The organism is Bacteroides sp. MSK.18.37, from assembly GCF_019129155.2.
GTDB classification, from domain to species: Bacteria; Bacteroidota; Bacteroidia; order Bacteroidales; family Bacteroidaceae; genus Bacteroides; species Bacteroides ovatus.
Genome location: NZ_JAHOIB020000001.1, coordinates 1215296 through 1237528, shown reverse-complemented (window position 1 = coordinate 1237528; position 22233 = coordinate 1215296). Strand labels below are relative to the sequence as shown.

Genomic DNA, 22233 nt, shown 5'->3' with positions numbered 1-22233 from the left:
ATCTTAATCATTGGTCTACGATATGACACTAGAAGATTATAGTCTCATTTTAATATTTTATTTGATCTAGTATTCCATTGAGGAAAGCAATCGCTACTCCATAATTCGTCATAGGAATGTGTTGCTCCCGAGCACGTTCGATGCGGCTAAGTACGTATTTACGATTGAACATACATGCTCCGCAATGGATTACCAAAGAGTAAGGAGTCAGATCCTGTGGAAAGTCAGTTCCGGCTACCATATCAATTTGCAGATTCTCTCCAATTCGTTTCCGTAACAAACGGGGGAGTTTCACTCTTCCTATATCTTCTGAAAGGGGAGCGTGTGTACAAGCTTCCGCTATTAGTACACGTGACGATTCCGTCAGCCTTTCAATCGCAGTTGCACTTTCTACATAATAGTGAATATCCCCCTTATATCCTGCGAAAAGCACAGAGAAAGAGGTTAGTTCACTTTCCTCTGGCTTCTGTTCATAAATCGTTTTGAAGACCTGTGAATCGGTGATGATTAATTTTGGAAGACGGGCAAGAGCTTGCAGGGTTGCCGGAAACTTGTCAGTAGTACAAGTCACTACGAGACATTTCTTGTCCAACAATTCACGGATAGTCTGCACTTGTGGTAAAATCAGTCTGCCTTTTGGAGCTTGAATATCCTGCGGCATAACCAGAAGTACAAGGTCGTTTTCTGTCACAAGTTCCCCGGTGATACTCTGTTGACCGAAGTCCGAGGGCAGCTTTTCGAGAATGGCTTGCCGGATCTGTTCAATTCCTGTCTTTTCTTTGGCGCTGATAAGTAATGGGCGTATTTTATATTCTTCCTCAATGTATGTGGCTAAGCTATCACTGTTCTCTCGTATATCTATTTTATTCAATACCGGAATGACAGGGATATTCTTCTCTTTCAATAGTGTCAGCATCTCTTTTTCATGAGAAAAGGTAGTATCTCCACATAGCAGCAATGCAATATCTGTTTTCTCAATAGCCTTTAAAGTCCGGCTGATACGCAGCTCTCCAAGTTCTCCCTCATCATCGAACCCCGGAGTATCTATAAACAAACACGGACCAATACCTTGAATTTCCATAGCTTTGGATACAAGGTCGGTAGTCGTTCCCGGAGTATCTGAAACGAGGGCGGTATCCTGTCCTGTCAATGCATTGATAAGAGAAGATTTACCACTGTTCCGTCTACCGAAAAGGGCTATATGAAGTCTGCTTGCATTTGGAGTATCTGTTAAGCTCATAATTACTAATTTATCAATCTGTTAATTCATGTACAGCCAATTGGCACATCGACATATTAGCACATTGGCGTATGATTTAAAATCTAAAATCTCTTTGCCCTGCGGCTATGGCTTTGAGGTTTCGGATAGCTATTTCCCTGATTTTGGGGTTGGGGATTCGGTCTGTTTCTTTTAGAATCAATTTCAATCCTTTCTGACGGGTATCTTCGGAAGCATAATCTTCCAGATACTCTTTCAGAGTCATCAGGGCATTGGGGCCGCAACAGTTGGCTATCTGACCGGATTTCACTAATGACATGAAACGGTCGCCTGTCCGTCCTTCCTGGTAACAGGCAGTACAGAAGCTGGGGATATATCCGAGTTCGAGCAACCAGTTGACCACTTCGTCTAATGTCCGGGTATCGCTTACGTCAAATTGCGCGGAATTATGATCGGGTAATTCCGTTTCAGCATATCCGCCTACACTGGTACGTGAGCCGCCGCTGATTTGTGAGATACCCAATTCGAGTACCTTCTTGCGTGATTCTTGTGATTCACGTGTGGAAATAATCATTCCAGTATAAGGAACGGCAATTCGGATAACAGCTACAATCTTACTGAATATCTCATCGGAAATTGAATTCGGAAAATCTCCGGCATTAATGTCATCCGCCGAACAGATACGCGGCACACTGATTGTATGGGGACCTACACCGAATTTGGCTTCCAGATGTTCGGCATGCATTAACAATCCGATAAAATCATACCGATAAGTATTCAAACCGAAAAGCACACCAATACCTACATCATCGATTCCCCCTTCCATGGCACGGTCCATCGCTTCGGTGTGATAGGCATAATTGCTTTTCGGACCGGTGGGATGAAGTGCTTCGTAGTTGTCCTTGTGATAAGTCTCCTGGAATAAGATATACGTACCGATACCCGCTTCTTTTAATCGACGATAATTTTCTACTGTAGTAGCTGCGATATTTACGTTTACCCGGCGGATCGCTCCGTTTTTATGCCTAATGCTATAAATTGTCTGAATAGATTCAAGGATGTATTCTATTGGGTTCAGTGACGGATGCTCACCGGCTTCAAGAGCCAGCCGCTTATGTCCCATGTCCTGCAAAGCAATCACTTCCCTGCGAATTTCCTCCTGCGTCAGTTTCTTACGTGCAATCGTCTTGTTTTTAGCATGATACGGACAATATACGCAACCATTTACGCAATAGTTCGACAAATAAAGCGGTGCGAACATGACGATACGGTTGCCATAAAACTTCTGTTTGATTTCTTTGGCGAGATGAAAGATACGTTCTATCAGGTCAGGTTGGTTACATTCCAGCAGAATAGCCGCTTCCCGGTGCGTCAGTCCCTTGCACAAAGCCGCTTTTTCAATCAGTTGTTCAATCAGGACACGGTTATCCTTATTGTTCTGCGCATATTCCAGCGTATCCAGAATCTCCTCATGATGGATAAACTCTTCTGCTTTTGATGACTCTTTTTGGTATATCATATATTCTCTGTAGTGTACTTAAAGTCGCCTCTTTCGGTAGAAATCTCGTATCCGATGGTCTTCAATTGCTTTTGTAAGGCAGCCAGCCCTTCGGCAGATTCCGCTCCGAGTGAAGCTTTGTCATTATATAATTCATATTTTCTCCGTTCCTCTCGAGGAGACAAGTTAGGCATAACCACATTCGCACCTGCTAAAATACCCCGTTCCCTGCCATCAGGAATGAGAGTGGCAAGAGCTGTTGTTGCCGGAATCAATGCGGACGGATGCATCAGGCGGAAAATGGATAATAGAAGAATCGTCTGTTCCGCCGTTCCGCTGGGATATTCGGCAAAAGGTGTATCATGATGGGGCAGGAAAGGCCCGATGCCAATCATTTCCGGGCGTAGCTTTTCTATAAACAATAGATCCTCAATGATATGCTCTACTGTTTGTCCCGGACTGCCGACCATAATTCCGGTTCCTGTCTGATAACCGATCTCTTTCAAATCCGCTAAACATTGCAGGCGTCGTTTGCCGGACATTTCCGCTGGATGCAGTTGCCGGTAATGCAACTCATTATAAGTTTCGTGACGTAACAGATAACGGTTGGCTCCGGCACGGAAGAAACGTTCGTATGCCTCACGTGATTTTTCACCGAGTGACAGCGTAATAGCACAATCCGGATACTCCTGTCTGATACGGGCAACAGTCATTTCTATCTGATCGTTTGTTAGTGCAGAATCTTCTCCTCCTTGTAATACAAAGGTGCGGAATCCCAGTTCATAGCCCTGTTTGCAACAGTTCAGTATACTCTCTCGGCTTAACCGGTAACGTTCGATATTCGGATTCCCTTTTCGGATACCACAGTAATAACAGTTGTTCCGGCAGCAGTTACTGATTTCAATCAGTCCGCGGATATAAATCTTATTTCCGAAGTGGAGGAGTGCGACTTCCTGCGCCTGTTTATTGATGTAACGCAGAATTTCTGCGTCACATCCGGTCAACAGTTGCCGGAACTCTTCCGGTGTCAGTGTTCTTTCCTGTCGTAGTTTATCGATCCATTGTTTCATAGCTCTCTTTCCGTTTGAGCAGCTCTTGTGCCAGTTGGCGACGTCCCGAAACAATGTCGTTATGCGTACTCGGTCCGGTGATACATCCTCCTTCGCATGCCATCACTTCAATAAATTGTCCGGCAGCCTTTCCTGTTTTGGCGCAGGCACGCAGCAGAGCGATATTCTTTTTATTGATGTCCGACACTTGTATCGCATTAATTTTCTCCGCTTCTTCTTTCAAATAAGCTTTGACAGCTCCCATCACACCACCTGCCTGTGCAAATCCGTGTGCTTCGCGAACGGAAGTATGCAATACGGAGAACTCCTGCATTTGTTCCAGCTGAATACCCAACCCGTCGAGAATCGAACCGATTTCTTCGAACGTCAGGATATAATCCACGGCTTCATCGCGGCGTACTTCTTTTCGTTTTGCCACACAAGGACCGACAAATACAATCTTAGCATCCGGATGCTTCTCTTTGGCAATCCGTGCAGCGTAGTACATTGGTGATCCGGTGGTAGAAACATAAGGTTTCATATCCGGAATATGTTTCTCTACCAATTCGATATAAGAAGGACAACAGGAAGTAGTCATAAACTTCTGTCCCTCTTCCAGCTTCTCCAACAATTCGTGGGCTTCATTGCTAGTGGTTGACATGGCACCTTCGGCCACTTCGATCACATCGGTAAATCCAATTTCCTTGAAAGCACCGTACACTTGTCCGATAGAAGTTTTAAACTGTCCCAAAATAGACGGGGCGATGATGGCGACCATCTTTTCCCCTTTACGGATGCGCTGCAATACATCGAATGTTTGCGAGATTTCGAAGATAGCCCCGAACGGACAAGCATTCATGCATTTTCCACAGTAGATACACTTGCTTTCATCAATGTGCTCTATGCCGTGTTCATCTTTGCTGATAGCTTTTACCGGACAAGACTCTTCACAAGGTACGGGAATGTATACAATAGCGTGATAAGGACAACTCTTGTGACAAATACCGCAACTGACACATGTGTCATGGTCAATCATTGCCTGACCGTTTTTCTTGAAACGTATCGCATCTTTAGGGCAGTTCATGTAACAACTACGTGCCACGCATCCGCGACAAAGGTTGGTTATTTCATAATTGATCTGTACACAGGAAGAACAGGCCTCGTCGATGACGCACATGATATTTTCCTTGTCTGGTTCGGGACGACTCAATGCCAATCGTGCATATTCGGAAAGTGGGGTAACTTCGTCGTGTTCGTCTGTCATGTCCAGTCCCATCAGGGGAAAAGTCTTGTATCTCCACACTGCGCGTTCTTTATGTACGCAACACCGTCCTAGGGGTTTCGATTTTCGTGGACTCAACTCAATCGGAAGTCGGTCTATCTTTTCCACTAATTCGTCGTTTTTCCAGAGTCTAACAAGGTCTGCCAGCAGTTTATGCCGGACAATCATAATATTATTCGTAAATGCCATATTGTAATAAAGAGGTTGTTAGTTAGTTGGTGCAAAGATACGAACAGAATTTCAATATTTAAGTTTTTTGAAACATTCTTGTAACTTTTTTGTAGCCCTCGCGTGTTATCTTTGTAGTGGACAAAAAATAAGAGGAGGCAGAGTTATGAATAGCAGTATTTTTGAACAGCGCAGTCGTTTTGCCATGATTGGTGCATTGATGGTTATTATCAGCCTGATGTTTTTATTCTACATGGGAAGTTCTTTGGTAAGCTCTACCAAAAAATACTTGGAGCAGATACATGAGATAGAGATCACTTGTATCGACACAGACGAATAAAAACAAGCAACCGAAAGGTAGGATAATCCGGAGGAATTCGTATTTTTGCCGGGAGAAAAACAAATCTTATGGAAGAGAAGAATAAAGCCTGGAAAACGGTAAGTAGCAAATATCTATTTCGCCGTCCATGGCTGACTGTGCGTTGCGAAGATATGTTACTTCCCAATGGGAATCATATCCCCGAGTATTATATCCTTGAGTATCCCGACTGGGTAAATACCATTGCCATAACCAAAGATGGTCAATTCGTTTTTGTCCGCCAGTACCGTCCGGGAATCGAACGAACTTGTTATGAACTGTGTGCCGGTGTCTGCGAGAAGGAAGATGCTTCGCCGTTAGTGTCCGCCCAGCGTGAATTGTGGGAAGAAACGGGCTACGGAAAAGGAAACTGGCAAGAGTATATGGTGATTTCCGCTAATCCGAGCACTCATACCAATCTGACTTACTGTTTTCTTGCCACAGACGTGGAACTGATAGACCATCAGCATCTGGAAGCTACTGAAGATATCACCGTCCATCTGCTCACATTGGAAGAAGTCAAAAGTCTGCTCGATAAGAACGAAATTATGCAAGCGCTGAATGCTGCTCCATTATGGAAATATATCGCAAATCTGTAATTGTGTTTGGAATTCTGTAGAGAAACAATAACTTTGGAGAAAATTTAAATCATCTTATTATGAAAACAGTTTTATGGAGTATGCTTTGTTTGTTTCTCTCCGGATGGGGAAGTATGCAAGCGGTATTAGCACAGGACTTGAAAGAGATGGAAAAGAACTTGTCCGCCATCAACGAGGAATTGAGTCAAAAGACAAAAGAATATAGTTGGCAGCTTGCAGCTGCTTACGCAGATTATTGTGAAGCAAACAATAAATATATAAGCTGGAACGACTTGCCTTATCTACAAACAGTTGTCGAATACGAGCGTCCTGCTTCTCTGGAGACTTATCGTCTGGAACATAAAGCCAGTAAAGAGGAACTGGATAAGTTTTTAAATACATACAAGGAATATAAAGATCTGGTGAAGAAGCAAAAAGAAGCGGTAACCAAGGAAGAGAAAGATGCTGTATCAACAGCCTTTTCTGCATTCTGGAAAAAGTTGAGAAGTGAAGAGAATGCTTATAAAGATTTGTACTATGCCGAACGAAAGGCTGTCTGCAAATATAGATCGGAAGCTTTGCGATATGCGATTGCCTATTATAAAGAAAAGAAGCAGGAGATTCCGACTTCTTATATAAAATATACTGAACGGTCTTATTTATTGCAGAAAGGTTCTGCCTTGGAGTTATTACAAAAAGAAATAAGTGCATTGGAAAGTGTACAGAGAGAGATAATTCAGAATATAATGAGGGCAAAGTATGGGTTGAGTGAAACCGGAGAAAATAAAAGAGAGAAGATATTTGATTGATAAGAGATCATCTGGGATAAAGAAATCCCTTTTTATAATTGGAGGTCTGGACTGAAGAGTTCGGACCTCTTTGTTTTCTCTCTCAAGTACGTATAGGTAAGTTTCTTTTCATCCTATGCCAACTTCTTTTGCATAGGGAGAAAACTTGTTTAGAGTATAAGATAAACTATAACCACAAGTTCTGATTATATAACTGAAACTTTTGATTACATAACTGAAAGTTGCAGTTTTATAACCGGAACTTGCAGTTATAGTTTGAGATAAGGGAAAAGCAACTTTTCCCAAGGAAGAAAGTAAGTTTCCTCCTTATAGAGAATATGTTTTCTAACCATATTTCATAAGATAGATAATAAGAATCAGGGAATGGCGATGCTGATTTGTTCAACGGTTATTCCAATACAAAAATAATAGTTTCATTTACGGGGGCCCAGTCATAGATAAACTTGGCATGGGAAGTTGCATTCCGCACGCACATGTGTGAGCGTGGAATAGTTCCCAACGACGGACTATATTCTATCTGCGTCTTGCGGGGAGCATTGACCGGTACTCCGTGAATATAGGCCCCGTCCGTGAAACGACTCGCATAAGGAGCATAACCTCCCGTTTCTTTCGAGCCGTCTTTTAGAAATACCATTTTCACTTTCTTTTCTTGTAAAACAAACATTCCTAAAGGAGTTTCCTGTGCATACGGGGGCAGATGACGTCCCGTAGTGGAAGGATTCATACTGCGAACCACCCATTGCCCTTTTCCGCTACGTTCAAGAGAAGCGATATTCTGATTGTGGCGGTCTACGAAAACAGCTTTGTTAAAAACAATCGTATCTCCGATTACTTTGACATATTTTTTAGGAATCATCCATTCATCTCCGGTAAACATTGGCTCTGCTTTTATGAATTTCTCTCCATCTTCGATAAAACGGGTTAATTCCCCATCCTGTCCGTAACGTTCGGGTACTAATGTGTCAGTCAATAGATAAAGCGGAACGGATTGGTAACGTTCTATGCCAAGAGTATCTGCCACCCGTCCGTAAGCGTTTCTTTTGAAACTTCTCACAAGTGGTGCTTCTCCATTTCTGTTTTTGTAATTCTGGAGAATGGCCCAGGTGGAAGGCTGCAACTGTATATTTTCGAGTAATGCCAGCCGTTCTTTGATTTTATCCCACTGAAACTGCCGGGTAGTGTCTTTATAAGGATAGGTATCTTCCAATGTGTATTGGTCATACAATAAATCTTTGGAGATTTCTATCTGCTCTGCCGTGAGTTTTTTATTAACAGGTTTAACCTCGGGTTGAACTATTGTATCCTGTGACAGCGAGTCTGTTTGTTGTTCGTGTACAGGAGAAATCTCTCCTGTACGCGAAGTGCAGGAGTAGAAGACGCAAGAGGCGATGATGAGGCCGGATGCTATTCCATTCATATTATTTATACAGTGCATTTGATGGTTCGTTTACGAATATACGTCATTATAAGGAATAATCCTTTTGTTTTGTTTAAAAAGTAGGTGACAAATATACTTTTTTGCCATACAATGCAAGTTGTCAGTCATTTTGTCAGTCTATTTCTGACAAAGAATCATTTATTTACTTTGGCACGCTTTTCGCAATAACTTTAGCGTTCCGCCTGAAAAATGGCGGGTAACATCTACTATTAAATGTATAACTAAAATATAACAAGTAACTATGAACATTAAACCATTAGCAGACAGAGTGCTTATCCTCCCTGCACCTGCAGAAGAAAAAACAATTGGTGGTATCATTATCCCTGATACAGCAAAAGAAAAACCTTTGAAGGGTGAAGTTGTGGCAATAGGTCACGGTACGAAAGACGAAGAAATGGTATTGAAAGTAGGCGATACAGTTCTTTATGGTAAATATGCCGGAACAGAACTTGACGTTGAAGGTACTAAATATCTGATTATGCGTCAGAGCGATGTTCTCGCTGTTTTGGGTTAATTAATAATAGTAAATAGTAAATCTTTAAATAGTAAATAAAGAGATGGCAAAAGAAATATTATTCAATATCGATGCCCGTGACCAATTGAAAAAAGGTGTCGATGCTTTGGCAAATGCAGTAAAAGTAACTCTGGGCCCGAAAGGACGTAACGTTATCATTGAGAAGAAATTCGGTGCTCCGCACATCACAAAAGACGGTGTGACAGTAGCAAAAGAAATCGAATTGGCAGATGCTTACCAGAACACTGGTGCACAGTTGGTAAAAGAAGTTGCTTCTAAGACAGGTGACGATGCCGGTGACGGTACAACTACTGCAACCGTTCTTGCACAAGCTATCGTAGCTGAAGGTTTGAAGAACGTAACTGCCGGTGCTAGCCCGATGGATATCAAACGTGGTATCGACAAGGCCGTTGCCAAAGTGGTAGAATCAATCAAGGATCAGGCTGAAACTGTAGGTGACAACTATGACAAGATTGAACAGGTTGCCACTGTATCTGCAAACAACGATCCGGTAATCGGTAAATTGATTGCTGACGCTATGCGTAAAGTTTCTAAAGACGGTGTGATTACTATCGAAGAAGCAAAAGGAACAGACACTACTATCGGTGTAGTAGAAGGTATGCAGTTCGACCGTGGTTATTTGTCTGCTTACTTCGTGACAAATACGGAAAAGATGGAATGTGAGATGGAGAAACCTTACATCCTGATCTATGACAAGAAGATTTCTAACCTGAAAGATTTCTTGCCTATCCTCGAACCTGCTGTACAGACTGGTCGTCCTTTGTTGGTAATTGCAGAAGATGTAGATAGCGAAGCATTGACTACATTGGTAGTAAACCGTCTGCGTTCTCAATTGAAGATCTGTGCTGTGAAAGCTCCGGGCTTCGGTGACCGTCGTAAAGAAATGCTGGAAGATATCGCTATCCTGACAGGTGGTGTTGTTATCAGCGAAGAAAAAGGTTTGAAACTGGAACAGGCTACCATCGAAATGTTGGGTACTGCTGACAAAGTTACAGTTACTAAAGACTATACAACTGTTGTAAACGGTGCAGGTAACAAAGACAGCATCAAGGAACGTTGCGAACAGATCAAAGCACAAATTGTAGCAACTAAGTCTGACTATGACCGTGAGAAATTGCAGGAACGTCTGGCTAAATTGTCAGGTGGTGTAGCTGTTCTCTATGTAGGTGCTGCTTCTGAAGTAGAAATGAAAGAAAAGAAAGACCGTGTGGACGATGCTTTGCGTGCAACTCGTGCTGCTATCGAAGAAGGTATCATCCCGGGTGGTGGTGTAGCTTATATCCGTGCTATTGATTCTTTGGAAGGAATGAAGGGTGATAATGCTGATGAAACAACTGGTATTGGTATCATCAAACGTGCCATCGAAGAACCGCTTCGCGAGATTGTTGCTAACGCTGGTAAAGAAGGTGCAGTAGTTGTTCAGAAAGTACGTGAAGGAAAAGGTGATTTCGGTTACAATGCCCGCACGGACGTTTACGAAAACTTGCACGCTGCCGGTGTAGTAGATCCTGCTAAGGTTGCTCGTGTAGCTTTGGAAAATGCAGCTTCTATCGCTGGTATGTTCCTGACTACTGAATGTGTAATTGTAGAAAAGAAGGAAGATAAGCCAGAAATGCCGATGGGCGCTCCCGGAATGGGAGGCATGGGCGGAATGATGTAATTCCGGCTTTCGCTGAATGAATATGAAAACGAGGGTGTCCGAAAAGGGTACCCTCGTTCTTTTTATTATCAATCTATTCTGCAAATTGATCTTTTCAAAACATCCTTGCTTTATATTTTGTTTGGTCAACGTATTCTTAGTAATGAGAATACTTCGTATATTTAGAATCAAATTTATTAATAAAAGTGAGATGTTGAAAGTATTAACATTTATGAAGCAGGTAGCTAACGGGCTACAGGTGGAGGGAAACTTCGGTACTGCACACGTTTATCGTAGCAGTCTGAATGCCATCATTGCTTATAGTGGGAAAGTGGACTTCACCTTTGATGAAGTGAGTCCGGAGTGGTTAAAGGGATTTGAAGTATATCTTCGCAGTCGTGGTTGCAGTTGGAACACCGTTTCCACTTATTTGCGCACGTTTCGTGCGGTTTACAATCGTGCCGTTGATCTTCGGAAAGCTTCTTATGTACCTCATCTGTTCCGTTCTGTTTATACCGGTACTCGTGCCGACCATAAACGTGCATTGGGCGATGAAGATATGAAAAAGGTATTTGCAAAATTGTCTCGTACGTCCGGTGTGCCATTAGCGGTATATCAGGCGCAAGAGTTATTTATTCTGATGTTTTCGCTTCGTGGTATGCCATTTGTGGATCTCGCTTATTTGCGTAAGAGTGATTTGCGTGATAACGTAATAACGTATCGCAGACGTAAGACAGGACGGCCATTGTCAGTGACATTGACTCCCGAAGCGATGATCCTGGTGAAGAAGTATATGAATCGTGATCCTTCTTCTCCTTATTTGTTTCCATTGTTGAAAAGCCGTGAAGGAACCAAAGAGGCGTATCGCGAATATCAGTTGGCATTGCGCAGCTTTAACCAACAGTTGATGTTGCTAGGTGAATTATTGGGATTATCCGATAAGTTGAGCTCGTACACCGCCCGCCATACCTGGGCTACGACAGCTTATTATTGTGAAATCCATCCGGGCATTATCTCCGAAGCGATGGGACATTCGTCTATCACCGTCACTGAAACCTATCTGAAACCTTTCCGAAGTAAGAAAATTGATGAAGCAAATAAACAAGTTCTTGACTTCGTGAAACGCTCTGTTGTAGGTGTAAGCGCTTGAAAATTATTCTGTTACTTTGTAGGTAACGGGAATGAATATCGGTGCAAATATGAGCATATTTCTTAAAACAACCAAACGAAATCATACATTTTTTCTAATAAACTACTCAAAACAGGAATTAACCAAATAAAACACGCGGATTCTTTGTATTAGGGCTTTGTTAACTTCTAAATTTTTGCAAAAGATCTCCTTCCCTCTACTGCCTTTCAGAAGCAGGGGTAAAAAAGTTTCATTGCATATCGTATTATTTTTCAGTATTGACTACTCCCGAAGAGCAGGCGCAAAGGTTTCTCCGTTACCTACAAAGTAACGGGCAGTCTATTATTGAAACTTAGTGTTTAATAATATATTATTAATGTAATTTTTAAGTAGTTATGAAAAGAAAATTTGTAAAAGTGATGTTCTTCGGGGCGCTGGCACTTTCTACTGTCACCTATGTAGGCTGTAAAGACTACGATGATGACATCGACAATCTGCAAACACAGATTGACGCAAACAAAGCTAGTATAGCCGAGTTGCAGAATTTTGTGAAAGAAGGTAAATGGGTTACCAATGTTGAACAAATTACCGATGGATTTAAGATAACTTTTAATGATAATAAAAGTTATTCTATTACAAGCGGTAAGGATGCTACACCAACGACTATTAAGATTGATCCGGTAACAAAGAACTGGACTGTCAATGATAATGATCTTGGTATTTGTGCAGAAGGAAAGAAAGGTGCTGATGGCAAACCGGGCGCTGCAGGATCTCCGGGTGGTAAAGGAGAAGACGGATATGCACCTCAAATTTCAGAAAATGGATTCTGGATGGTTTGGGATGCTGAAACTAAAAAACCTGTAGAGACAAAAATTAAAGCTGCTACTGATATTTATGTAGCTGCTGATGCTAGTAATCCATTGGTTTGGATATTGAATATTTTCAATAAGGAGACTAAAGAATGGGAAACGGTTTCTATGCCGAAATCGGCTCGTATCACTAGTATGAGTGTGCTTGGTATAAAAGGCGATGGTTCTGTTGATGTTGGTTCTACAGAGGCTGAAACTACTTTATATTATAGCATAGCTGGCAAAGATATTGTGTTTAATGGAAACAAAACTTTCAAGAAGAAAGGGGATTTGCTTGTTGCTAGAGGTGGCAGCAAGATTCATGCATTGATTAATCCTGTAAACTTGAAAGCAGCAGATATTCAAGCTTATGAAATAGGCTTGACGGACTCTAAGGGTAATACTAATTTTGCTGTTGCAAATATAGCAGATAATTTTAGTATAGATGCTTTGACTCGTGCAGCGGATCCGGAAAAAGAGCCTACAGCAAATAAAGGTGTATACGATTTGACTCTGAAGTTTGTAGACGGATTGACTAAGGACGAATTGACAGCTTTGGAAAGTGCTGAAACTGCTTATGCGCTTACAACAAAAGATGCATGGGGTAATGAAATCATTTCCCAGTATGGTGTGAAAATTAAGGCTAGCAGCCAAAATATACCGGATGTTAATTTTACTGCTCCTGAACCTATGCCTTACCAAACTACCTATAATTTGGATGAATTGTTTGGTAGTGAATTGGATAAGGTGGTAGCTTATTATTATGAGGTAACTGATGAAGAAGCTAAAAAAGCTGATGCAAAATTTGATAAAGAGAAGAATACAATTCTAGCAAATAAGGAGGGTCAGGTGAAAGTTAAGATTCACTGTCTTCTTGTTGATGGAAGTACTCAAGATCCTGAAGTTGAATTGACGTTTACTTATGTGTCTAAGAAAGCTGAAATCAAAGATATGACTTGGGTCGTAGATGCTAGCAATAAGACAGCTACTTCTGAAATAGTAGGTCCTTCAGTAGATGAGATTAAAGGACAAATTAAACTGTCAGACCCAATAGTTGCGACTATTGCTTATACTGATGATAAGGCAATGATCAATGGAAAGGTGGTTCAGTCTTATATGGATGGTAGTATTCAGTTAAAATTGGTAGGTCTGGATAAAGACGGAAAGCCTGTATCAGGAACAAGTGAAGCTGATATAGCTAAAATTACTAAATTTGTAATCCAAGCTACATTTGACGAAGAAAATGTGGCTGCCGTATCTCATACTGCTACAGTTAAATTCAAAAATAAGGATTCCCAAGCAGGTTTGGGTAATGACTTTTTGTATGAAACTACATTCAAGATTACTGTAGATCAGCAGAATGATAAATTGTTCACATTTAAACGTGCAACTGCTTACTTTGATGGTGATAATGCCAAGGCTTATGGTACAGTACCGACTACTGCAGTTCTTGCTGCTACTGCTGATACAAAGATTGGCTTCGATCTTTACACCCTATATAAAGAAGGTTCTATATCAGCGGATAAACAGAATACTATTACATTCACTGAAGAGAAACCTTCTAGAGTGGTAAGTGGTAAAAAGCAGTTTGCTCCTGCATGGTTGGATGAGACTCTCCCACAACCAACAAAGAATTCAAAAATTAAAGTTTTCCCTTATGTTTCTAAGCCAGCAACTGATGAAAATTGGGGTGGTGCTTATACTGGTCGTTATATTACTGTGTCTTATGCACCATTCGGAAATTCTCGTTTGAAAGCTATTACTGATAGATTCAATTTGACAATACTATCAGAAATCTTTGAAGGTACTTTCGAATATACCAAAGAAGTAGATAAGAAAATTATAGGAACAGAAGCAAATCCGCTCATAATCGAAGGAAATACTGTAGAAATATCAGCTAAAGATTTCAAGAGAATAGATGCTCGTGGTAATTCCTATGAATTCAGCGATAACAGAATAGAGTCTGTTTCAGTTGTATTAGCAGATGATGACGCTACAACTTATTTGGCGAAGAACGATGGTAATCTTACTGATGATCCAAAGAAAGTTGTTATATCTAAGAAGGAGGGTGCCGTAATCCTAACTCCTCCTACTTGTAAAGTAAATGTTAATATTCTTGATAAGTGGGGCAGAACTAAATCTGTATCAATCTACGTAAAAGTAAATAAGTAATCAGGATTAAAGGATTTGTAATTGAGGGCATCCTAATTCTTCTTAGACTTAAGATGCCTTCTCTTTACAAGTTGTAATATAGGATAATAAATCCTTTAAAAAGAAATATGCTAAGAGATAGACTGAAAATTATGCTTGTGAAAGTATGTTTTCTCAAATGTTTGTCTCTTGGAAGGGATACCTCCCTTATTTCCCACAGGTATCCCTTTTTTTGTCTCATTACATCTTCTTATTTGCACTAGAACCAATTTGCTAGTCCCTTATTTCCCTATAGATTAAGGAGATGTTTTGAGAGTATAGAAAGCCCGGGCTTGTGAAAGTCCGGGCTTTTCGTGCTCTTTTGTCTTTGGAACATCTTAGCTATTTCCTTTGTTTGTTCATGCGGGGTATTTCCATTGATGGGATAATACTCGTATATTTATCGTCTAAATTATTAATAAATTATGAGATGTTGAAAGTACTAGCATTTATGAAGCAGGTAGCCACTGGGTTACAGATGGAGGGAAACTTTGGGACTGCACATGTCTATCGTAGTAGTCTGAATGCCATCATTGCTTATCGTGGGAAAAATGATTTTGTTTTTAGTGAAGTGACTTCGGAGTGGTTGAAAGGGTTCGAAGTATATCTTCGCAGTCGTGGATGTAGTTGGAACACCGTTTCCACCTATTTACGGACCTTTCGTGCGGTTTACAATCGTGCGGTCGATCTTCAGAAGGCTCCTTATGTTCCTCATTTATTTCGTTCTGTTTATACCGGAACGCGGGCTGACCATAAACGTGCGTTGGGTGATGACGATATGAAGAAGGTGTTTACTAAATTATCTCGTGCATCGGGTGTACCATTAGCGGTATATCAGGCGCAGGAGCTATTCATCCTGATGTTTTCGCTTCGTGGTATGCCGTTTGTCGATCTTGCTTATTTGCGTAAGAGTGATTTGCGCGGTAATGTAATAACGTATCGCAGACGTAAAACCGGGCGACCATTGTCGGTGACATTGACTCCGGAAGCAATGGCTTTGGTAAAGAAATACATGAATCGTGATTCTTCTTCTCCTTATTTATTTCCATTGTTGAGAAGTCGGGAAGGAACTAAAGAAGCCTATCGCGAATATCAGCTTGCATTACGTAGTTTTAACCAACAGCTGATGTTATTGGGTGAATTGCTCGGATTGGGAGATAAACTTAGTTCATACACTGCCCGTCATACCTGGGCTACGACGGCTTATTATTGTGAAATCCATCCGGGTATTATTTCCGAAGCGATGGGACATTCGTCTATCACCGTCACTGAAACTTATCTGAAGCCTTTCAGGAATAAGAAAATTGATGAAGCAAATAAGCAAGTTCTCGATTTTGTAAAGCGTTCAGTGACAGGTGTAAGTGCTTGAAAATTATTCTGTTACTCTGTAGGTAACGGGAATGAATATCGGTGCAAATATGAGCATATTTCTTAAAACAACCAAACGAAATCACACATTTTTTCTAATAAAGCATTCAAAAGTAGAACTAGGACAAATAAAACACGCGGATTCTTTGTATTAGGGCTTTGTTAACTTCTAAATTTTGCAAAAGATTTCCTTCCCCTCTACTGCCTTTCAGAAGCAGGGGTAAAAAAATTTCATCACATTTGGTATCATTTTTCAGTATCGACTACTCCAGAAGAGCAGGCACAAAGGTTTCTCTGTTACCTACAGAGTAACGGGTTGTGCTATTATTGAAACTTAGTGTTTAATAATATATTATTAATGTAATTTTTAAGTAGTTATGAAAAGAAAATTTGTAAAAGTGATGTTCTTCGGGGCGTTGGCGCTTTCTACTGTCACCTATGTAGGTTGTAAGGACTATGATGATGACATAAAAAGTGTACAGGAACAAATTGACCAGATCAAGTCAAACAATCCTGTAAGCGTGGGAGACATGCAAACTGCCATTAATGTGGCTAAAAGTGCTTTGGAAAGTCAGTTGGCTGATTTAAAGACAAAATTGGAGAATAAGGATTCTCAAATTAAAGATTTGGGTCTGAAAATTACTGATTTGGAGGACAAATTGTCAAAGACTGCTGATAAGGCAACGGTCGACCAGCTGACAAAAGACTTGGCAACAGCTAAGAATGATTTAGAAGCACTGAAGAAACTTCAAAAGTCTGATATTGATGGTTTGACAGCAAGAATTGTAAAGCTGGAAGCCCTTAAAGAGGAATTGGATGGTTTAAAAGTCAATTTCGCTACAAAAGAAGAGCTGAAGAACTACGTTGAATCTGCAAAACTGTCAGGACTTATCAGTGATGAAATTGCCACAGCTTTGGGAGAAGATGGGGAGATTGCCGCTGCAATAAATGATGCTATTCAAACAAAGGTTCTTGCAGACTTTGGCAGTATGAAGGAAGTTGCTGCTCTTGCCGGAGAGGATGCAACTGTAGCAGATGTTATTAAAGAATTGTATGCTGCTATTAATGCTGATAAAACTGGTATCCTTGCTAAACTGACTGCGCTGGAAGACTATCAAACAGCATTGGAAGATAAAGCGGTAGAAAATGGTTTCGAGAGTGTAGAAGCCGTTATTGCAGAGGTGAAATCTCTTAAAACGACTCTTTCCGGTCTTTATGCAAGCGCAGAATTCAGTGAAAAAGTCAAGGCGATTGTTTCAGCAGAACTGACGACTGTAAATAGCCGTATAGATACGTTAGAAGATGACCTTGCAAAACTGGGTGTTGCTATTAAAGGTATGATTCAGAGTGTAGTATATATTCCTACAAGCATAGATCGTAGCGTAGATTTCTATACTTTGTATGCTAAGAAAACTTCAACCTCATCTTCTTATGTTGTTGCAGCGAAGAGTGCAGATGCAAAAGAATTGCAATTCCGTATTTCTCCGGCTTCTGCTGCTATGACATTGGAGGATTTCAATAAAAACTACGAAATCAAGTTAAATGCTGAAGAACGTAACTGGACTCGTGCTGCTGAACCGTTTGCCGTAGAAGTGAAGAACTGTGAAGCTGGTGTTCTTACAGTATCATTAACAACTTCAAGCGAAAAGAGCCATGCGATATCTTTGAATATTGTAAGTACAAAAGATGCGGAAGGTAAAGAAGGATTGACTCCGACAAATGTTAATTCTGATTATATCGCAGTGATACAGTCTAGTTATTATCTGAAGACTGCTTATTATGAGGTAGCAACAGAGAAAGCAGGCGAGATTATCTATGATGCTCCCCAACCGGTTGATTATTCAGGAGTTGGAACTTTGACGGTTTCATATACAACAACTGCAAGTGGAAGCACAGCATTTACAAAAACATTAGAAGAACTGAATGTAGAGAATATCTTTGCGACGACTTATAGCTTGACTGGAACAGATGCAAATCTATTTGAAGTTTCTACTGCAGGTAGCGTTAGTCTAAAAACATCCGGTCTGATTGCTTCTTTGGATAAAACTGCTAATGTTATGGCTAAAGTAACGGCTCCAGGTTTCTATTTGGAAACTAGTTCTGATAATCCTAAAAAGTTAGGAACTGTAAAAGTAACACGTACTATTGATGAACTTACACATGCGTATGCTTTGGTAGAACGTGACTGGACTAATGAAACAGCAGTTGCTGCAGAGGAGAGAGTAGTTCTAAATGTTGCTGACATTTATAACGATCCGGCTGTGAATATCCGCCCATCAGCTTATGAAAGTTTGAGTTTGGTTGAACTTCTTCCTACAACAGGTATACGCTTAGAAAATGGTGCAAATAATGCCTTGACTTTAATCATTCCTAAAAATACAGCTGCTGGTGATTATACCGCAACAGCTAAGTTCGAAGGAGATGGCTATACGCTTGTTGTAAATGTTCCAGTTAAGATTAAGCCTATCACTTTGGCTAAATTGGCTAGAGTGTCGGAAATGTGGTCTTCAGATCAAACTCGTACAGGCTTTACTCCGACAAAAGATTCTGAGACAGCGGCTACTGCTATTACTTCCGAATTTAAGCTTGCTACTATATTCTCCAACTTTGATGCTGTTAAAGCTGCTGTTTTGGCTAAAGGTGGTACTTTCGTAATTACTACTAACATTACGGAAAATAGCATTGCTGGCGTTAGCTATGATGAAAACGAGGCTAAGTTTACGTTTGATAAAGATCTCTATACTGGTAAGATGACTGTTGGTGGTAAGACTGTACCTGCTGTAGTTAAGTTTACTATTAAAGCTAGCTATAATGGTAAAGTTGAGGATACGATTGAAGGTATTGTTGAAGTGAAAGATATTAGTGGAACTTGGGTTGCTCCGACTGCAACGACTCTTTCTTTATCTGATAAGTCTGTAGAATATAATGTTTCAACAGGTTTTGCTTGGAATGATTTGGCAGGTAAGACTATGTGGAAGGATGGTGCTGTGGTAGCAGGAACAGGAAGCAATGGATTTGCAAATTCAGTTACTAATCCTCTTGATATCTATGGTCTGGCAGCTCCTGTTTTTGAATTCAAAGAAGCAGCTGCGTCAACTTATCTGTCTCTTGATGATGCTACAGGAAAGGTGACCTTTACAGCAGAAGGTAAATCTCACCATTTCTACGAAGCTGTAACTTATACTGTAGAAGTAAAAGCTACATCTAAGTGGGGTACAATTAAGAATTATGAAGGAAAGAATACAATTACAGTAACTATTCCGGCAGAATAAAAAGAAAAATTGGAGAGTTGCTTCAAACCTCTTAATGCTTTATATAAGCAAAGGATTGTATTACAGTTGAAACTACTCCAAATTCAGAATAATAAAACCCTTCTTCACCTTGTGTGAAGAATACGCCGAGAAGAAACAGAGTGAAGGATTTGGCTTGTGAAAGTCAATCCTTCCAATTCTGTTCTTCTTATAGAAAGGGATACCTCCCTTATTTCCCACAGGTATCCCTTTTTTTTATTTCATAACATCTCCTTATTTGCACTAGAAACCAATTTGCTAGTCCCTTATTTTCCTATAGATTAAGGAGATGTTTTGAGAATATAGAAAGTCCGGGCTTGCGAAAGTCCGGGCTTTTTCATTATTATTTATTTATCGGATTGAATATAATGGAAGTTCTCGTCATACAGTCCTACGAGCAGGCTTTGTCCTTTACCATCCACTTTCAGCCCGCCATATACGGCTTTTTGATAAAGAGTATCTTGTCCCTCTTCAAAGAAGAAAGACTCGGCACCGAGGAAGATCCGGTGACGTACTATTTTATATTTGATGACTAGCTCATTGTCGTTTACAGGCTCTAAAGCGTTTTGCAGCCGCACTATTTTTCCTACTTGATTACTGTCAATTTGAAGTATGGCATAACCGCGTATGGCAGTTTGTTGGTCTAGCAGATCTGATGAAGCTTCTTTGTAGCTAAGCCTCATATAGTCTCCTTGCATAAGAGAGCGGGGATCGACGGGAGCTAGCTGTAACAAAATCAACTGTCCGTCTTTCAAAGTTTGCTCTTTTTTATAAACCGACCAGTTGAAATATCCCAGTAGCAGTATCAGGTTTGCAATAATCAATATTCGGCTATACTTTTTCATGTCTTGTTCTTTTTTGAGTGAAGAAATACCAGGCTGTAATACATGCAATTCCGATGAAGAAAAGCGTCATGGATTTGGTGAGCAGGCTCAAATTCAAATCATAATAGTATTTGGAAACGGCATAGATAAAAAGAAGAAGCGAGGCAGCACACTCCGCTTTGTAGCCATAATGGAAACATATTAGAATCAGCAACAAACTGCCGGATAAATAAGGAGCAAACACGGTAGGCAGACAGATAACAATACAAAGAATATAGATACCAATCTGATTCACCGGATGATCCACTTTCATGACCTGCATGATTCGTTGAACCATTATAAGAATACCGATCCATATACAAACAGACAGTATGCAGGATACAAGCCAGCTATTTGTTTCTGATATCAGATAATTGATTGATAATCCTCCCAGTGAGACGATACCGGATATGAATAATCCGAAATGAAATGGTTTGTATTTGGAAAAGTAATTCTTTGTTCCTATACATTCAAACAACTTAGTTTCAAAGATGTTGGCAAATAGAAATAGTGCAAGGATAGGAACTACAGCTATTTGCAAGGGATAAAACGAAGAAAAGACATGGGCGGCTTCTCCGAAGAAAGATATATTAAACAGAATGACTGAAAGAAAGGGGAGGATAAACCCTCTTGATAACAAGAATGTGAGAATACTGATTCCCATAAGCGTAGTGAAGAGGATATTAATGCTGGCATTTATACCAAAACCAATCAATACACACCCGGCTATGTATAAAGTGATGTTCATTGCATCCAGAAAAGACCGGATCACCATGCGGCTGATTGTTAGGGTAGTGAGAATTAATATACTTCCTACAATCAGGCAAGAAATATCGGAGCGGAGGATTCTGGCAAGTGCCAGAAATCCCAGAAAGAAAATAGCCGTCAGGATTCCTCCGATAATAGATACGGCTTGAATGGTGAGGCTATGCTTCTGTGTCATACCATTGCTTTTTTAGATGAAGAATGATGTAAATGAGTAAAGTTGTTCCGGTGATGACAATAACCCCTCCGTAGAAGAATATCTGAACATCCCTAAGACCGCTTTGTGATATGAATGTAGTCAATAGAATCATTAACGCAGCAAACGGAATGATAGCCAGATAGAACAGGCTTTTTACTTTCCATCCATACCAAAGTCCCGCAGAGAATAAAAGGAGGGTGCTTATGAGAGGAACAGACAATATGGCATTCTCTTCGCAGATTGCCATCATTAACAGAAAACTGGTATGTATAATAGTAGCCAGTGAAAGAAGACTGACAAACCAGCGATTGTTGCTGTCCAAATGACCTTTTACACTCATCCATTCCGTGATGATCGTTGTTAAGGCACATATCCAGGTTACTGCATTGGCCAGCAAAGTCATTTCCCAGGAGTTGGCACTGGCAATCTGTATATTGTACAACCATATCGTAGTACAAAGTAATCCGATGAACGTCAGCCATAACGGAGCGAAACGGATAGCAACCGCCCAGAGAATAGTGAAGAGAGTCCATCCCAGGAAAAGATCGTAAGCATCGGCTCCCGTTTGGTAGATTTGTCCGAAGACAGCGAAAAGCGTGCCTATCAGGAATGTAGCTCCGGTCAGGAGAATTTGTTTGACGAGCTTATTCCAATGCGTGAATGTAGCGAGCAGGACAGAAGCTACTAATAACACTTCTACTATTCCTAACTTTGCAAATTTGGGTAATTCCTCCCAGTTGTAGGCAAAGAAGAAGATAATTCCTGCCACTGTAAAACCAACGCCCACTGCCAATAAAAAAATAGAAAGGAATTGATTCCATTGTTTTTTATCTGCGTACAGCGCTTGTCGGGATAAAGGCGAAGAGTCGGTCTTTTCCATGTGTTTTTGCTTTTTGATGATTACAAACATAAGAAAATAAAATGATTATCACCTCAAGATAGACTATAAAAAGGTATGACTTACCTTATTGAAATTGACAATAATAGTAGGTCATACCTTGAGAGAGG

General features: G+C 40.6%; 17 protein-coding genes. 9 read left to right on the top strand and 8 right to left on the bottom strand.

Going from position 1 to position 22233, the window contains the following annotated elements:
- Positions 1 to 49 precede the first annotated feature (49 nt).
- From hydF to KSX81_RS05245, 4 genes are all read right to left on the bottom strand, one after another.
- Positions 50 to 1240 (bottom strand): [FeFe] hydrogenase H-cluster maturation GTPase HydF, encoded by a 1191-nt coding sequence (gene hydF / locus KSX81_RS05260; protein ID WP_004301079.1) that lies wholly within the window; start codon positions 1238 to 1240, stop codon positions 50 to 52.
- A gap of 76 nt (positions 1241 to 1316) precedes the next feature.
- Positions 1317 to 2738, bottom strand: a complete 1422-nt coding sequence (hydG, locus tag KSX81_RS05255; RefSeq protein ID WP_217725986.1) for a [FeFe] hydrogenase H-cluster radical SAM maturase HydG — start codon at positions 2736 to 2738, stop codon at positions 1317 to 1319.
- Positions 2735 to 3787 (bottom strand): [FeFe] hydrogenase H-cluster radical SAM maturase HydE, encoded by a 1053-nt coding sequence (gene hydE, locus KSX81_RS05250; protein ID WP_008774834.1) that lies wholly within the window; start codon positions 3785 to 3787, stop codon positions 2735 to 2737. The genes hydG and hydE overlap by 4 nt, the downstream gene beginning before the upstream one ends.
- Positions 3768 to 5237 carry a 4Fe-4S dicluster domain-containing protein gene (locus KSX81_RS05245; protein WP_004301073.1) on the bottom strand — a complete coding sequence of 490 codons (1470 nt, stop codon included), beginning with the start codon at positions 5235 to 5237 and terminating at the stop codon, positions 3768 to 3770. The genes hydE and KSX81_RS05245 overlap by 20 nt, the downstream gene beginning before the upstream one ends.
- A gap of 145 nt (positions 5238 to 5382) precedes the next feature.
- On the opposite strand from KSX81_RS05245, the gene KSX81_RS05240 reads away from it, so the two are divergent.
- The 3 genes from KSX81_RS05240 (at position 5383) to KSX81_RS05230 (ending at position 6961) form a co-directional block, all read left to right on the top strand.
- Entirely contained in the window at positions 5383 to 5556 is a 174-nt protein-coding gene (locus tag KSX81_RS05240; protein WP_004301069.1) for a hypothetical protein, read from the top strand.
- Between the two features lie 68 nt (positions 5557 to 5624).
- Complete coding sequence (locus KSX81_RS05235) at positions 5625 to 6173, top strand: NUDIX hydrolase (protein ID WP_008999729.1); 549 nt, start codon at positions 5625 to 5627, stop codon at positions 6171 to 6173.
- Between the two features lie 59 nt (positions 6174 to 6232).
- Complete coding sequence (locus tag KSX81_RS05230; protein WP_217725985.1) at positions 6233 to 6961, top strand: DUF5039 family protein; 729 nt, start codon at positions 6233 to 6235, stop codon at positions 6959 to 6961.
- Between the two features lie 388 nt (positions 6962 to 7349).
- On the opposite strand, the gene KSX81_RS05225 is transcribed toward KSX81_RS05230, so the two are convergent.
- Positions 7350 to 8396: a L,D-transpeptidase gene (locus KSX81_RS05225; protein ID WP_217725984.1), complete on the bottom strand. Its 1047-nt coding sequence runs from the start codon at positions 8394 to 8396 to the stop codon at positions 7350 to 7352.
- Between the two features lie 244 nt (positions 8397 to 8640).
- Between KSX81_RS05225 and KSX81_RS05220 the strand changes: the two genes are divergently transcribed.
- The 6 genes from KSX81_RS05220 (at position 8641) to KSX81_RS05195 (ending at position 19380) form a co-directional block, all read left to right on the top strand.
- Positions 8641 to 8913, top strand: a complete 273-nt coding sequence (locus KSX81_RS05220; RefSeq protein ID WP_004301062.1) for a co-chaperone GroES — start codon at positions 8641 to 8643, stop codon at positions 8911 to 8913.
- Between the two features lie 43 nt (positions 8914 to 8956).
- Positions 8957 to 10594 (top strand): chaperonin GroEL, encoded by a 1638-nt coding sequence (gene groL / locus KSX81_RS05215; RefSeq protein WP_004301061.1) that lies wholly within the window; start codon positions 8957 to 8959, stop codon positions 10592 to 10594.
- A 190-nt stretch (positions 10595 to 10784) separates the two neighbouring features.
- On the top strand, positions 10785 to 11723 hold the full coding sequence (locus KSX81_RS05210) for a tyrosine-type recombinase/integrase (protein ID WP_004307167.1): 939 nt from the start codon (positions 10785 to 10787) through the stop codon (positions 11721 to 11723).
- Positions 11724 to 12097: 374 nt separating this feature from the next.
- Positions 12098 to 14722, top strand: coding sequence for a PL29 family lyase N-terminal domain-containing protein (locus tag KSX81_RS05205; protein ID WP_217725469.1), 2625 nt, complete (start codon positions 12098 to 12100; stop codon positions 14720 to 14722).
- A gap of 448 nt (positions 14723 to 15170) precedes the next feature.
- Positions 15171 to 16109 carry a tyrosine-type recombinase/integrase gene (locus KSX81_RS05200; protein WP_004311770.1) on the top strand — a complete coding sequence of 313 codons (939 nt, stop codon included), beginning with the start codon at positions 15171 to 15173 and terminating at the stop codon, positions 16107 to 16109.
- Between the two features lie 376 nt (positions 16110 to 16485).
- Entirely contained in the window at positions 16486 to 19380 is a 2895-nt protein-coding gene (locus tag KSX81_RS05195; RefSeq protein WP_087318478.1) for a MepB protein, read from the top strand.
- 365 nt (positions 19381 to 19745) lie between these two features.
- On the opposite strand, the gene KSX81_RS05190 is transcribed toward KSX81_RS05195, so the two are convergent.
- From KSX81_RS05190 to KSX81_RS05180, 3 genes are read right to left on the bottom strand one after another with little or no spacing between them, the layout of a single operon-like run.
- Positions 19746 to 20243 (bottom strand): GDYXXLXY domain-containing protein, encoded by a 498-nt coding sequence (locus KSX81_RS05190; RefSeq protein ID WP_004307158.1) that lies wholly within the window; start codon positions 20241 to 20243, stop codon positions 19746 to 19748.
- Entirely contained in the window at positions 20230 to 21204 is a 975-nt protein-coding gene (locus tag KSX81_RS05185) for a DUF4401 domain-containing protein (protein ID WP_032843867.1), read from the bottom strand. The genes KSX81_RS05190 and KSX81_RS05185 overlap by 14 nt, the downstream gene beginning before the upstream one ends.
- The gene (locus KSX81_RS05180; protein WP_032849091.1) at positions 21188 to 22105 is read right to left on the bottom strand and encodes a DUF2157 domain-containing protein; all 918 of its coding nucleotides are present in this window, start codon (positions 22103 to 22105) and stop codon (positions 21188 to 21190) included. The genes KSX81_RS05185 and KSX81_RS05180 overlap by 17 nt, the downstream gene beginning before the upstream one ends.
- Between the last annotated feature and the right edge of the window lie 128 nt (positions 22106 to 22233).

Excerpts from the sequence above, each read along its gene's own strand:
- KSX81_RS05205 (WP_217725469.1), top strand. The coding sequence starts at position 12,098 with ATGAAAAGAAAATTTGTAAAAGTGATGTTCTTCGGGGCGCTGGCACTT.
- KSX81_RS05200 (WP_004311770.1), top strand. The coding sequence starts at position 15,171 with ATGTTGAAAGTACTAGCATTTATGAAGCAGGTAGCCACTGGGTTACAG.
- KSX81_RS05245 (WP_004301073.1), bottom strand. The coding sequence starts at position 5,237 with ATGGCATTTACGAATAATATTATGATTGTCCGGCATAAACTGCTGGCA.
- hydG (WP_217725986.1), bottom strand. The coding sequence starts at position 2,738 with ATGATATACCAAAAAGAGTCATCAAAAGCAGAAGAGTTTATCCATCAT.
- KSX81_RS05225 (WP_217725984.1), bottom strand. The coding sequence starts at position 8,396 with ATGCACTGTATAAATAATATGAATGGAATAGCATCCGGCCTCATCATC.
- KSX81_RS05220 (WP_004301062.1), top strand. The coding sequence starts at position 8,641 with ATGAACATTAAACCATTAGCAGACAGAGTGCTTATCCTCCCTGCACCT.
- KSX81_RS05185 (WP_032843867.1), bottom strand. The coding sequence starts at position 21,204 with ATGACACAGAAGCATAGCCTCACCATTCAAGCCGTATCTATTATCGGA.
- groL (WP_004301061.1), top strand. The coding sequence starts at position 8,957 with ATGGCAAAAGAAATATTATTCAATATCGATGCCCGTGACCAATTGAAA.
- KSX81_RS05190 (WP_004307158.1), bottom strand. The coding sequence starts at position 20,243 with ATGAAAAAGTATAGCCGAATATTGATTATTGCAAACCTGATACTGCTA.
- KSX81_RS05235 (WP_008999729.1), top strand. The coding sequence starts at position 5,625 with ATGGAAGAGAAGAATAAAGCCTGGAAAACGGTAAGTAGCAAATATCTA.
- KSX81_RS05195 (WP_087318478.1), top strand. The coding sequence starts at position 16,486 with ATGAAAAGAAAATTTGTAAAAGTGATGTTCTTCGGGGCGTTGGCGCTT.
- KSX81_RS05180 (WP_032849091.1), bottom strand. The coding sequence starts at position 22,105 with ATGGAAAAGACCGACTCTTCGCCTTTATCCCGACAAGCGCTGTACGCA.
- hydE (WP_008774834.1), bottom strand. The coding sequence starts at position 3,787 with ATGAAACAATGGATCGATAAACTACGACAGGAAAGAACACTGACACCG.
- hydF (WP_004301079.1), bottom strand. The coding sequence starts at position 1,240 with ATGAGCTTAACAGATACTCCAAATGCAAGCAGACTTCATATAGCCCTT.
- KSX81_RS05230 (WP_217725985.1), top strand. The coding sequence starts at position 6,233 with ATGAAAACAGTTTTATGGAGTATGCTTTGTTTGTTTCTCTCCGGATGG.
- KSX81_RS05240 (WP_004301069.1), top strand. The coding sequence starts at position 5,383 with ATGAATAGCAGTATTTTTGAACAGCGCAGTCGTTTTGCCATGATTGGT.
- KSX81_RS05210 (WP_004307167.1), top strand. The coding sequence starts at position 10,785 with ATGTTGAAAGTATTAACATTTATGAAGCAGGTAGCTAACGGGCTACAG.